Here is a 12,561-nt window from a genome sequence, read left to right as displayed (position 1 = left end):
TGCGGGTTCGCCGGAACTGTCGGTGGTCGTCCGTACTCTCCGCGTCATGACCACCGCGATGGAAGTGCGCCGGCTGTTCAACGTCACGCAGGAGACCCGGTTCCACTTCAACCACTGGTTCAGCGGGCGCAAGCACGTCGTGGCGCACGTGATGGCGCACGAGTCCGTCGCCGTGCACCGGATCACCCCCGACGAGGTCGAGGCCGCGTGCCGCAGCGCGCCGCGGCCGGGTCCGACGGACCTGCCGGAGATCCGGGACTGGCGGCCCGACTTCGCCTTCGCGCACGTGGCCCACCACGTGGTCGAGGCGCTGGGCCGATTACCCCGCTGGCCGGAGTTCCGGGAGTTCTGCGAGGCCGACGAGCGGGCGCGGGGGATGTTGTGGACGCCTGCTCGTGAAGTGATCGCCGAGGTGGGGCCGGAGGGGCGTGCGGCGCTGCGCAACCGCGTGGTGTCCGACTTCCTGGGGTTCCTGCGTGACGTGCACGTGGTCGCGGTGCTGCGCGGGCACGGGCTGGACGTGCGGGTGCACCCGTTGGCGGACACCGTGTTCAAGGTGGACGCGTGGGTGGAGCGGCTGGTCCTCAACCCGCGCGGCGGCGGGCAGCGTTCGGCGGACCTGCTGGTGCACGCCATGCCGCCGTTCTTCTTCACCGACCTGGGGATCACCGAGTTCACGCAGGTCGGCGCGGCCCTGCTGCCGTCACGCACCCAACTGGACCGCGCGGCACGGCGGCTGCGGGACGTGCTGCACCCGGCATGAGGGGAGGCCACGCACAGGTCCGGCCGTCGTGACCACCGGCGGGTGCGGGGAGGTTCCGGACCGGCTCGGGCCGTGGCGAGCGCCGGCGGAACAGGCGCATGAGCCATCATGGCCGGGTGCCGAACCTGGAGACGACGGACGACGTCCGCGCCCGGATGAGCAAGCAGCGTTCCCGTGACACGGGCATCGAGGTCGCGTTGCGGCGCGAGCTGCACCGGCTGGGGCTGCGGTACCGGGTGCACCAGCGGCCGGTGCGCGCGGTGCGGCGTGAGGCGGACGTGGTGTTCGGGCCGGCCAAGGTGGCGGTGTTCGTGGACGGGTGCTTCTGGCACGGCTGCCCGGAGCACGGCACCTGGCCCAAGCGCAACGGCGAGTTCTGGCGGACCAAGATCGAGACGAACCAGGCGCGTGACGCGAACACCGACCAGGTGCTGGCGGACGCGGGGTGGCTCGCGGTGCGGGTGTGGGAGCACGAGGACCCGGCCGTCGCGGCGAGTCGGGTGCGGACCACGGTGCTGCGGCGTCGCGGTCGGCTAGCCTGAGCCCGTGCTGTCCATGATCGACCTGTTCGCCGGCTGTGGCGGCATGACCGCGGGGTTCACCGCGGCGGGCGGCTACTCGCCGGTGATGGCGGTCGAGTGGGACCTGCACGCGGCGGCGACGTACGCGGCGAACTTCGGTGACGACCACATCCGCTGGTCGGACATCGCGGCCGTGCCGGACAGCGCGATCCCCGAGGTCGACGTGATCGTGGGCGGCCCGCCGTGCCAGGGGTTCTCGAACCTGGGCTCGAAGGACGTCGACGACCCGCGCAACTCGTTGTGGCGCGAGTACCTGCGGTTCGTGCGGAAGGCCCGGCCGAAGGTGTTCGTGATCGAGAACGTCGACCGGTTCCTGGCGTCGACGGAGTTCGCGTTGCTCCAGGCCGAGACCGAGGGCTACGAGCTGAGCTTCGGCATCCTGCTGGCGGCGGATTTCGGCGTGCCGCAACGGCGTCGGCGCACGATCGTGATCGGCTCGCGGATCGGGCGCGTCCCGCTGCCGGTCGCGACGCACCCGCGCGGGCAGTGGCACACCGTGGGCGACGTGCTCCGCGGCCTGCCCGAGCGGCCGGTGACGACCGCGTTGCCGAACTCGGTGGTGGAGTTCTTCGGTCGGGAGCTGCCGGGGCCGTTCAAGAGCCCGGACCTGCACATCGGCCGCAACCCCACGCCGTTGTCGCTGGAGCGGTACCGCCACGTCCCGCCGGGCGGTGGGCGGTTCGACGTGCCGACGGAGCTGCTGCCGCGGTGCTGGCGGGAGAAGAAGAGCGGCACGACGGACGTGATGGGCCGGCTGCGGTGGGACGAGCCGTCGGTGACCATCCGCACCGAGTTCTACAAGCCGGAGAAGGGCCGCTACCTGCACCCGCAGTGGGAGCCGGGCGAGGACGGCCACCGGGTCGACCGCCCGATCACGCACCTGGAGGCGGCGCGGCTGCAGTCGTTCCCGGACTCGTTCGAGTGGTGCGGCACGAAGATCGAGGTGGCCAGGCAGATCGGCAACGCCGTGCCGCCGTCGTTGGCGAGGGCCATCGCCGAACACCTCAAGCCCTACCTGACGGGCACCGAGCCGACCGCGCCGACCTGCCCGCTCTGCCCCTGACCTCCCTGCCCTCCCGCCCGCGACCCCGGGCTTCCGGCCCGCTCCCCCACCCTGCGGCCCCGTCCGTTGCCCGATCGCCGACGGCCCGGAATTGTCAGACCCCTCCGCTAGCGTCATCACCATGACGACAACCACGTATGAGAACGCGGTCCGCATCGGCTCCACGACCTACCAGGTGGTCGCCACCGCCGACCCGGACCTGTCCGTCGACCTGGCCGGTGTCGACGCCTCGGGTGTCCTGGTGGCCGAAGGCACCATCCGCCTGCCCGCGGACGCCGGCGCGAAGATCGGCAAGCTGCTGGCGCAGGTGCTGGAGGCGTTGGGCAGGTTGAGCACACCGTCCTCGCCCTCGGCCCGCGACCGCCCGGCCAACGCCAACCAACCGTGGACCCAGGAGCTGGACGACGGCCTGCGCGCCGACTGGCTGGCCGCCGGCGCCGGAACCCCGACCGCCGACCTGATCCGTTCGATCGCCAAGCGGCTGGAACGCTCCCCCACCTCGATCAGGTCAAGGCTGGCCAGGGTGGGCTGCGACCCGGACGTCCCCGGCCGGGAGCTGTCCTCCGACGGCGCGCAGGTGTTCCGGGTTCAGGGTCGGGATCAGGGGTGGGTCAGGGGCAAACCCGATTCGGGAGGGGAGGGCGTCGAGTGATGCTCGTGGTGGACGCATAGGGCGGGGAAAGGACTTCTCGTGGAGATCACCGGGCTCATCTCGGCGCTGTTCATCGGTGTGGTCGTCGGTGGCCTCGGGCGGCTGGTCGTGCCGGGCAGGCAGAAGATCTCGATGCTGATGACGGTGCTGGTCGGTGTCGCGGCGGCCTTGGTGGGCACCTTCGCGGCGTCGATCATCGGCGTCTCGAACACCTCCGGCATCGACTGGATCGAACTGGCCCTCCAAGTCGGCCTGGCCGCCGTCGGCGTCACCGCCCTGGCCCGCAGGAGGTCCCGCCAGCCCCAGTAACCACCCTGACCACCGGCAGGCCGCCCGGTCCAACCCCGTCCGGCCTGCCACCACCCCCTGCCCACCACTCCCCACACGGGCCAACCTCGCCGCAACCCGACCCGGGGACCGCGGGCAAGGGCCCGGCCTCACCCAGGCGAGCAGCCGCCCGACTCGATCCCGGCCGGCAGGTTCAACGCGGGTACGTGGTTGGGCGGTGCGGCCGGGCGCGTGGGCCACGCGGCGTCACCGGGTACGTGGGGCCGGCGGTGCGGCTGGGCCGTGGGGCGGGTCGGCGTCGCCGGCCAACTTGGCCGGCGGTGCGACCGGATGCAGAGGCGGCGGGTCAGCGCGGCCGGGTCGTCGGACTGGTCGTACGCGCGGCGGCCGGGTGGCGCGGCGAGGTGCGTGAGGTGGATGGCGCGCGGCTGGGCAGCGTGTGGCGGGGGTGTGCGGCGGGGGTGCGCCGGGCAGCAGGGGCGTGTGGTGGCGAGTGGTCAGGTGGTGCGGTTGGGAGTGGGTGGACCGTTTGGCGCGGAGGGCTGCGGTGTGAGGGCTGCAGTGGCGGCCCGGTTGGGGGCGGTGGCTGGCGGGTTGGGTGGCTAGGTGGGGTGGGGTGGTGGCGGGGTCGGGCGGGCGGTGGAGGGCTGGGTGGGGGTGGGTTGGGGGTGAGGTCGGGGTAGGCGCATAGTGCTGTTCGTGTTGGTGCTGCATGCGTTGGGCGTGGGTGGCGGGCGGGTTGGGGTTTGGGGTGAGGATTCGGCCTTCCCGGAGCGGGTTGGTGGGCGGTTGCCTCGGCGGGCGGTCCGGCATCCGTTTGCGGTTGGTGGGGATGGGCTCGCGCGGTTGGTTGGTGGGGTGGTCGGGGAGGTTTCGGTTCGGTTGCCCTCTTACGCCGGTGGGCCGGTCGGGTCGCCCGAGTTGGTCAGGGAGGCCGTCGGTGGGCGGCGGGGGGCTCTGCGGTGGCGGGAGTGGTTGGTTCCCGTCGTGTGGGTGGAGGGGGTGGCCGGGTCGCTGCCACCGGACTGTCGGGGTGGGGCTTCGTGGAAGTTCCTGGTCGACGTCCTCGAGTTCGGGCGGGAGTTGGTTCGGCGCGGGCGGGTGCTGCCGTCGTTGGACGGGGACGGGTTCGCGAGGTGGCGGGCCGCGTTGTCCGGGGTGGACGCGTTGCGCTTCGCGGCTTTGCGGGCGAGCGTGCCGCCGGCGTTCCTGGGCTCCGACGGACCCGGCGACCTGGTCCACGAAGTCCTGGACCGCGCGGTCGACCGTGAGGTCAGGGTGGCGTTGCGGGGTGCGCGGCCCAGCGGGGACGGGATGGTCGGGCAGTGGCTGAACGCGTTGGTGGACGAGCCGCGCGTGGTCGGTGAAGTGGGTGCGTTGCGGGCCAAGGTGGCGACTTGGCGGGCGAACGGGTTGCAGGACAGTCCTGTTCGGACCTGCTTCCGGCTCAGCTCGCCCGACCAGGGCGGCATGGCGAAGGACGGGTGGCGGGTCGAGTTCCTGCTCCAGGCCGTGGACGAACCCAGCGTCGTGGTGACGGCCGAACAGTTGTGGCACAAGCAGGACGCGGTGTTGCGGCGGTGGGTCGGCCGGCCGGAGGACGTGCTGCTCGGCGACCTGGGCCGGGCCGGTCGGCTCTACCCGGCGTTGGACCGGGCGCTGTCCGCCCGCCGACCGGTGGAGCTGGAACTGGACGTCGAAGGCGCCTACGACTTCCTCCAGCACGCGGCGGTGCTGGCGGAGGCCGGCTTCGGCGTGATGCTGCCCTCGTGGTGGCGGCAACCCCACCGCCTCGGGCTCCGGCTCACGGCCACCAGTCGCGGCACGGCGGGCCAGGTCGCCAAGGAGAGCGAACTCGGGCTGAAGGTCCTGGTCGACTACAAGTGGGAACTGGCCGTCGGCGACGAACGGCTGACCGAGGCCGAGCTCCAGTCCCTCGCCGAGGCCAAGGTCCCGCTGGTCCGGGTCCGCGGCCAGTGGGTGCACGTCGACCCGAAACGCCTCGCCGCGGGCCTGGCCTTCCTCAAGCGCGGCGGCGGGCAGATGACCGCCGCGCAGGTCCTGCTGCACTCCGGCCTGCACCCCGAGGACGCCGACCTGCCACTGCCGCTCAACGGCGTCAGCGCCACCGGCTGGCTCGGCGACCTGCTCTCCGGCGAGGTCGAGCACCACCTGGAGCCGGTCGGGCAGCCGAACGGCCTGGTCGCCGAACTGCGGCCCTACCAGCGGCGCGGCCTGGCCTGGCTCGCGTTCCTCGACCGGCTCGGCCTCGGCGCGTGCCTGGCCGACGACATGGGCCTCGGCAAGACCGTCCAACTGCTGGCCCTGGAAGCGCACAACCGCGCGCACGGCGCACGCCTGCCGACGCTGCTGGTCTGCCCGATGTCGGTGGTCGGCAACTGGCAACGCGAAGCCGCCCGCTTCACCCCCGGCCTGGAGGTGCGCGTCTACCACGGCGCGGACCGCGCCCTCGACACCGACTGCGACCTGGTCATCACCACCTACGCGGTCGTCGCCCGCGACGCCGGGAAGCTCGCCGACGTGAGCTGGGACCGGGTCGTGCTCGACGAGGCGCAGAACATCAAGAACAGTTCCACCCGGCAGTCGAAGGTCGTCCGCGCCCTGCCCGCACGGCACCGCGTGGCGCTGACCGGCACACCGGTGGAGAACCGGCTGGCCGAGCTGTGGTCGATCATGGACTTCGTCAACCCCGGCGTCCTGGGCACGGTCAACACGTTCCGCGCCCGCTTCGCCGTGCCCATCGAACGCCACCACGACGAGGACGCCGCCGTCCGCCTGCGCCGGATCACCGGCCCGTTCGTGCTCCGCCGCCTCAAGACCGACCCGCGGGTCATCACCGACCTGCCGGACAAGATCGAGGTCAAGCAGCTGTGCACGCTGACCGCCGAACAGGCCACGCTCTACCAGGCCGTGGTGGACGACATGCTGGCCAAGATCGCCGAGGCGGAGGGCGTCAAGCGCAAGGGCCTGGTCCTGGCCACGATGTCCCGCCTCAAGCAGGTGTGCAACCACCCGGCGCAGCTCCTCGGTGACGGCTCGCGGGTCGCCGGTCGCTCCGGCAAGCTCGCCCGGCTGGAGGAGGTCCTGGACGAAGCGCTGGCCGACGGCGACAAGGCGCTGTGCTTCACCCAGTTCACCGCCTTCGGCTCGCTCGTCGTGCCCCACCTGGCCGCCCGCTTCGACACCGAAGTCCTCTACCTGCACGGCGGCACGCCGAAGCGGCAGCGCGACGAGATGGTGCGGCGGTTCCAGGCCGAGGACGGCCCGTCGATCTTCGTGCTCTCGCTGAAGGCGGGCGGCACGGGGCTCAACCTGACCGCCGCCAACCACGTCATCCACCTCGACCGCTGGTGGAACCCGGCCGTGGAGGACCAGGCCACCGACCGGGCGTTCCGCATCGGCCAGCGCAACCACGTGCAGGTGCGCAAGTTCGTCTGCGTCGGCACGCTGGAGGAGCGGATCGACCGGATGATCGAGGAGAAGCGCGGGTTGGCCCAGCTCGTGGTCGGCGCGGGCGAGGACTGGCTGACCGAGATGTCCACCGGCGAGCTGCGCGAGCTGTTCGCCCTGTCCGGGGAGGCCGTCGGTGACTGACTGGCACGGGTACCACCCGCCGGCGCGGCCGATCCGGGTCGAGGGCGGCCTCACGTTGCGCAGCAAGCGGGGCGACATCGCGCAGACGTGGTGGTCGCGCCGGTTCCTGGAGGTGCTGGAGTCGTTCGGCATGGCCGCGCGCCTCGCCCGCGGCCGGTCGTACGCGCGCACCGGCCAGGTGATGAGCCTGTCCCTGTCGTCAAGCCTGGTGGTGGCGCTGGTGACCGGGACGCGTCCCGAGCCGTACCGGGCGCGGATCGGGGTGCGGAAGTTCACCGACGACGACTGGCGGCGCATCGAGCACGCGCTGGCCGACCAGGCGATCTTCGCGGCCAAGCTGCTGGCGGGCGAGATGCCGCCGGAGATCGAGGACGTGTTCGCCGACCTCGGCCTCACCCTCTTCCCGAGCACCATGCGCGAGCTGCACATGGACTGCACGTGCCCGGACTGGGAAGTGCCGTGCAAGCACCTCGCCGCCACCTGCTACCTGCTCGCCGAGTCGTTCGACACCGACCCGTTCGAGATCCTGGCCTGGCGCGGGCGGTCCCGCGAGGACCTGCTCGACCGGCTGCGCGACCTGCGCGCGCCCATCCCGCCCGACGAGCCCGAAGCGCCGCAGGGACCGCGGGAGGACTCGTTCGAGGCCTTCTGGGCACGCCCGAAGGTCGCCGAGGTCGTGCCGGACGTGGTGGAGCCGACCACGCGGCGCCCGGACGCGCTGCTCGACCAGCTCGACCCGCTCGTCGTGGACGGCCGTTCGGTGACCGACGAGCTGCGCCCCCTGTACCGGCGGCTCGCGCGGCGCTAGCCGCCCGCGACCGACGGCAGGATCCGGACCTCCGCGTCCGGGCGCAACGAGGTGTCGGCGCCGGACAGCCGGCGGCACTCCTCGCCGTCCACGTAGAAGTTCACGTAACGGCGCAGCCCGGCCCGCTCGTCGCGCAACCTGCGGTCCAGCAACGGGTACCGCGCGGCCAGGTGGTCGAGCAGCGCGCCCAGCGTGGCGGGCTCGGGCAGGTCGACCTCCAGCCTGGCCTGGTCGCCCGCCGCCTGCCGCAGCGGCCCGGGGACCAGCACGAGCACCCGCACGTCACACCTCCGCCGCCCGCAGGCACACCACGTCGGGCAGGTGCTCGGCGATCCGCCGCCAGCTGTCGCCCTCGTCGGCGCTCGCGTACACCTCGCCCGACCGCGACCCGAAGTAGACGCCGGCCGGGCTCGCCGCGTCCGTGCACATCGCGTCACGCATCACGGCCGTCCAGAAGCCGTCCGGCAGCCCGTCGCGCAACGCCTCCCACGACGACCCGGCGTCGGGCGACCGGTACACCGCGCACCGCCCGCCGGGCGGGAACCGGTCGTCGTCCGCGGTCAGCGGGAAGGTGTAGAGCACGTCCGGGTCGTGCGGGTGGCTCACCACCGCGAAGCCGAAGTCGGCGGGCAGGCCGTCGGCGATCGACGTCCACGTCTCCCCCGCGTCGTCGGACCGGTAGACGCCGTGGTGGTTCTGCAGGAACAGCCGCTCCGGCCGGGACGGGGGCCGGCTCACCTTGTGCACGCACTGGCCGAACTCCGGGTACGGGTCGGCCAGGAAGTAGGCCTTGATGCCGGTGTTGCCCGGCTCCCACGACGACCCGCCGTCGAACGTCCGGTACACGCCGCCGGTGGACATGGCCACGGTCAGCCGCAGCGGGTCGACCGGGTCCGGCAGCACGGTGTGGATCGCCTGCCCGCCGTACCCCGCCTCCCACCGCTCGCGGTGCGGGTGCTTCCACAAGCCCTCCACCAGCGAATACGTCCGACCGCCGTCCTCGGAGCGGAACAGCGCCGACGGCTGCGTGCCCGCGTAGACGACCTCCGGGTCGGGGGTGAGCGCGAGCTGCCAGACCCGTTCCAGCGCGGCGTCCGCCGGGAACGCGATCGGCGCGCGGTCCGGTTCCTCCCAGGTCGCGCCGAGGTCGTCGCTGGTCACGACGGTCGGCCCGAAGTGGGAGCTGCTTGTGCCGACCAGGAGCCGCGGCCGGTCGCGGCGGTCCTCGATCGCGAGCGCGTAGACCTCGGTCATCCGGTGGTGCGGTCCGCTGAGGCTCCACGACGTGCGGTCTTCACTGGTCGCGAGCCACAGGCCCTTGCGGGTGCCGATGGCGAGCAGATTCATGACAACTCCTCAGCTTGTGACGCGCAGCACACTAACCCCTCGGCCACCGCTCCGCAGACGCGGCGAACCCGGGCCCGACACCCGCTTCCCCGGCGAACGGGCCGGCCAAGTTACCGACTGGTAGCGTGCGGCGGCGACGAAGGGAGAACCCCGGTGCTGTTCGACCCGAACACCCACGACTTCGGCCACCTCGACGCCGAGAGCCGCCGCCTGCTGCGCGCGACCGTCGACTGGTTCGAGGAGCGCGGCAAGCGCCGCCTGATCGCCGACGACCAGGCCAAGGTCTGGTACACCGAGTTCCTGGACTTCGTCGCGCGCGAGAAGCTGTTCGCGACCTTCTGCACGCCCGCGGCCGAGGCCGACGGCAACGGCGCTCCCTCGGGCCACGACAAGCGCTGGGACGCCGCCCGCAACGCCGCGCTGAGCGAGGTCCTCGGCTTCTACGGCCTCCAGTACTGGTACGCCTGGCAGGTCACCGTGCTGGGCCTGGGCCCGATCTGGATGAGCGACAACGCGGTGGCCCGCAAGAAGGCCGCCGAACTGCTCGACCGGGGCTCGGTGTTCGCGTTCGGGCTGTCGGAGAAGGAGCACGGCGCGGACGTCTACTCCACCGACATGGTCCTCACGCCCACCGCCACCGGCTTCACCGCCTCCGGCGGGAAGTACTACATCGGCAACGGCAACGTGGCCGGCATGGTGTCGGTCTTCGGCCGCCGCGCGGACGTCGAGGGCCCCGACGGGTACGTGTTCTTCGCCGTCGACTCGCAGCACGAGAAGTTCTCGCTGGTCAAGAACGTGGTCGACTCGCAGATGTTCGTCAGCGAGTTCCACCTGGACGACTACCCGGTGTCCCCCGACGACGTCCTGCACACCGGCCCGGACGCGTTCAGCGCCGCCCTCAACACGGTCAACGTGGGCAAGTTCAACCTGTGCACGGCTTCGATCGGCATCGACGAGCACGCGTTCTACGAGGCCATCACGCACGCCCACAACCGGGTCCTGTACGGCAAGCGGGTCACCGACTTCCCGCACGTGCGGCAGAACTTCGTGGACGCCTACGCGCGCCTGGTCGCCATGAAGCTGTTCGCCGACCGCTCCGTGGACTACTTCCGCAGCGCCTCCCCCGAGGACCGCCGCTACCTGCTGTTCAACCCGATCACCAAGATGAAGGTCACCAGCGAGGGCGAGCGGGTCGTCGACCTGCTGTGGGACGTGATCGCGGCCAAGGGCTTCGAGAAGGACACCTACTTCTCGATGGCCGCCCGCGACATCCGCGCGCTGCCGAAGCTGGAGGGCACGGTCCACGTCAACCTCGCCCTCGTGCTCAAGTTCATGCCGAACTACCTGTTCCGGCCCACCGCCTACGCCGACGTCCCGACCAGGCACGACCCGGCCGACGACGAGTTCTTCTGGCGCCAGGGCCCGGCCCGCGGCCTCGGGCAGGTCACGTTCCAGGACTGGGAGACCGCCTACCGCGAGCACGCGCACGTGCCCAACGTGGCCCGCTTCCACGAGCAGGCCCGCGCGCTGCGCACCCTGCTCACCACGGCCGCGCCGGACGAGGAGCAGCAGAAGGACCTGGACTTCCTGCTCAACCTCGGCCACCTGTTCACGCTGGTGGTCTACGGTCAGCTGGCGCTGGAGCAGGCCCGGATCACCGGCCTGGACGCCGACGTGGTGGACCAGGTGTTCGACGTCCTGGTGCGCGACTTCTCGGCCTACGCCGTCGCGCTGCACGGCAAGGCGTCGTCCACCGAGGCGCAGCAGCGCTGGGCGGTCGAGCAGGTCCGCAAGCCCGTCGTCGACCAGGCCCGCTTCGAACGCGTCTGGAGCAAGGTGGCGGCGCTGTCCGGCGCATACGAAATGCGTCCCTGAGTGATCGCGGTAAGGCGGTGGGCGTTCACCACCGCCTTACCCGTGAAGCCCGGGGTAAACGATTAAGCACGCCCGGTAGCCGGTCGGGCCGCACCGGCAATGGCACCAATCACGACCACTCCGATCGGTCGTCGCGCGCACGTCTCGACGGGTGAACGCGCGGCCGATCGGGGGCCTCTCGACGCGGATGCCGTCTTGACTGGTGGGTGCTCTGCGTGTTTCGTCGTCAGCTACCGACGAACCGGAGGGAATCGCGCGCATGACCGCGTCCAAGGCACTGCGGGCCCTGCGGGAGGCGATCGTGCTGGAGCACCTGGAGTCGGAGAACGAACACGAGTTCGACACCGCCGTCAGCGCCTTCGACCACCCGCGGTGCGAGATCGTGGCGACCGGTCAGGTGTTCGACGGCCGGGCCGAGGTCGCCGGCTACTACGCGCGCGTCCGCGACGCGTTCCCGGACCAGCGCAGCACGCTGGTCGAGCTGCACCACGCCGACGACGCGGTGATCGTGGAACTGGAGCTGCGGGGCACCCACCAGCGCAGTCTGCGCGGCGAGGAGCCGACGGGGCGGGCCTACCGGGTGCGCACGACGGCGTTCTTCGTCTTCGACGACGCCCGGCTGGTGGGCAAGCGGGTCTACGGCGGGCAGGCCGACCAGGCACCCGCGCTGATCACCTGAGCAACGATTCGGGCCGCCACCCCCCGCTGCTGCGAGGTGTGGCGGCCCGAAAAGATCCAGGTCCTGGTGGTGACCCGGATTAGGTCAGAGCGGTCGAACCGTCTGCGCCTGCGGGCCCTTCTGGCCCTGGCCGATCTCGAACTCCACCCGCTGGTTCTCTTCCAGGGTGCGGTAGCCGTTGCTCTGGATCTCCGAGTAGTGCACGAACACGTCGGCGCCACCGTTGTCCGGGGAGATGAAGCCGAAGCCCTTCTCCGCGTTGAACCACTTGACGGTGCCCTGAACTGCCATCTTGCTACTTCTCCTCTAACAGGTGCCGGATCGCGCTTGCGACCACCGGGTCAGCTAGGGCCCCGGCCCCTCCTGGCGAGGAAAGTTCGGCGCCCGCAACTCCGTTCCGCGAGCGTGGTGGAACACGAACACAGAAAGGTACGACCGAAGACAGTCAACCATGAGATCCCGCCGGCAGTCGAGCGGAAGAATGCGGCGAGTCGCACTGCTACCGTGGGCGAGGTCGCGATCACAGGGGGTCTCCGATGCCTGAACCGATGCTGGTCTCCATCGCCGCGTCGCTCGCCACGCGGGCCGTCGCGGGCCTGTACGAGCTGGTCCGCGCGAAGTTCGCCGACGATCCCGTCGCCACCGCGGCGCTCACCGCCGCCGAAGGCGCGTCCGAGGACTCGCCGCAGGTCAGGGCGTTGAGCGAAACGCTGGAGCGGACCGTCGAGGCGGATCCCGCCTTCGGCGCCGAGCTGCGGGCCCACCACGCCGTCACGCAGACCGGCCGGGTGACCAACCAGGTCTCCGGCACGGTGCACGGCAACGTGGTGCAGGCGGGCGACATCCAGGGCGGCATCAGGTTCAAGTAACCCCGCCGGGTGAAGATGGGG

Annotated in this window: 13 protein-coding genes; 10 read left to right on the top strand and 3 right to left on the bottom strand. The window is 71.6% G+C overall.

The window, feature by feature from the left end:
- Positions 1-46: 46 nt before the first annotated feature.
- From AB0I91_RS15190 to AB0I91_RS15160, 7 genes are all read left to right on the top strand, one after another.
- Entirely contained in the window at positions 47-763 is a 717-nt protein-coding gene (locus AB0I91_RS15190; protein WP_499637194.1) for a hypothetical protein, read from the top strand.
- A gap of 98 nt (positions 764-861) precedes the next feature.
- The gene (locus AB0I91_RS15185) at positions 862-1,305 is read left to right on the top strand and encodes a very short patch repair endonuclease (protein WP_498783834.1); all 444 of its coding nucleotides are present in this window, start codon (positions 862-864) and stop codon (positions 1,303-1,305) included.
- A gap of 13 nt (positions 1,306-1,318) precedes the next feature.
- Entirely contained in the window at positions 1,319-2,407 is a 1,089-nt protein-coding gene (locus tag AB0I91_RS15180; RefSeq protein ID WP_498783844.1) for a DNA cytosine methyltransferase, read from the top strand.
- Between the two features lie 121 nt (positions 2,408-2,528).
- Positions 2,529-3,059: a hypothetical protein gene (locus AB0I91_RS15175; protein ID WP_499637192.1), complete on the top strand. Its 531-nt coding sequence runs from the start codon at positions 2,529-2,531 to the stop codon at positions 3,057-3,059.
- A 39-nt stretch (positions 3,060-3,098) separates the two neighbouring features.
- Positions 3,099-3,368, top strand: coding sequence for a GlsB/YeaQ/YmgE family stress response membrane protein (locus tag AB0I91_RS15170; RefSeq protein WP_498783837.1), 270 nt, complete (start codon positions 3,099-3,101; stop codon positions 3,366-3,368).
- 966 nt (positions 3,369-4,334) lie between these two features.
- Positions 4,335-6,962, top strand: coding sequence for a DEAD/DEAH box helicase (locus AB0I91_RS15165; RefSeq protein WP_499637190.1), 2,628 nt, complete (start codon positions 4,335-4,337; stop codon positions 6,960-6,962).
- Complete coding sequence (locus tag AB0I91_RS15160) at positions 6,955-7,770, top strand: SWIM zinc finger family protein (protein ID WP_499637188.1); 816 nt, start codon at positions 6,955-6,957, stop codon at positions 7,768-7,770. Before AB0I91_RS15165 ends, AB0I91_RS15160 begins: the two co-directional genes overlap by 8 nt.
- On the opposite strand, the gene AB0I91_RS15155 is transcribed toward AB0I91_RS15160, so the two are convergent.
- Both AB0I91_RS15155 and AB0I91_RS15150 read right to left on the bottom strand, forming a co-directional pair.
- A complete protein-coding gene (locus AB0I91_RS15155; RefSeq protein ID WP_498780036.1) occupies positions 7,767-8,051 on the bottom strand; it encodes a MoaD/ThiS family protein in 285 nt (94 codons plus the stop codon). The genes AB0I91_RS15160 and AB0I91_RS15155 overlap by 4 nt on opposite strands.
- Before the next feature lies 1 nt (position 8,052).
- Complete coding sequence (locus AB0I91_RS15150; RefSeq protein WP_499637186.1) at positions 8,053-9,117, bottom strand: WD40/YVTN/BNR-like repeat-containing protein; 1,065 nt, start codon at positions 9,115-9,117, stop codon at positions 8,053-8,055.
- 153 nt (positions 9,118-9,270) lie between these two features.
- Between AB0I91_RS15150 and AB0I91_RS15145 the strand changes: the two genes are divergently transcribed.
- Both AB0I91_RS15145 and AB0I91_RS15140 read left to right on the top strand, forming a co-directional pair.
- Positions 9,271-10,992 carry an acyl-CoA dehydrogenase family protein gene (locus AB0I91_RS15145; protein ID WP_499611976.1) on the top strand — a complete coding sequence of 574 codons (1,722 nt, stop codon included), beginning with the start codon at positions 9,271-9,273 and terminating at the stop codon, positions 10,990-10,992.
- A gap of 259 nt (positions 10,993-11,251) precedes the next feature.
- The gene (locus AB0I91_RS15140; RefSeq protein WP_498780032.1) at positions 11,252-11,671 is read left to right on the top strand and encodes an ester cyclase; all 420 of its coding nucleotides are present in this window, start codon (positions 11,252-11,254) and stop codon (positions 11,669-11,671) included.
- An 84-nt stretch (positions 11,672-11,755) separates the two neighbouring features.
- Here the strand turns inward: AB0I91_RS15140 and cspE are convergent, their stop codons facing one another.
- Positions 11,756-11,962: a transcription antiterminator/RNA stability regulator CspE gene (gene cspE / locus AB0I91_RS15135; protein WP_053717138.1), complete on the bottom strand. Its 207-nt coding sequence runs from the start codon at positions 11,960-11,962 to the stop codon at positions 11,756-11,758.
- 245 nt (positions 11,963-12,207) lie between these two features.
- On the opposite strand from cspE, the gene AB0I91_RS15130 reads away from it, so the two are divergent.
- Positions 12,208-12,540: a hypothetical protein gene (locus AB0I91_RS15130; RefSeq protein ID WP_498780031.1), complete on the top strand. Its 333-nt coding sequence runs from the start codon at positions 12,208-12,210 to the stop codon at positions 12,538-12,540.
- Positions 12,541-12,561 lie beyond the last annotated feature (21 nt).

This window comes from Actinosynnema sp. NPDC049800, from assembly GCF_040656635.1.
Taxonomy (GTDB): domain Bacteria; phylum Actinomycetota; class Actinomycetes; order Mycobacteriales; family Pseudonocardiaceae; genus Actinosynnema.
The sequence above is the reverse complement of the archived record's forward strand: the minus strand, read 5'-3'. Positions and strand labels throughout refer to the sequence as shown.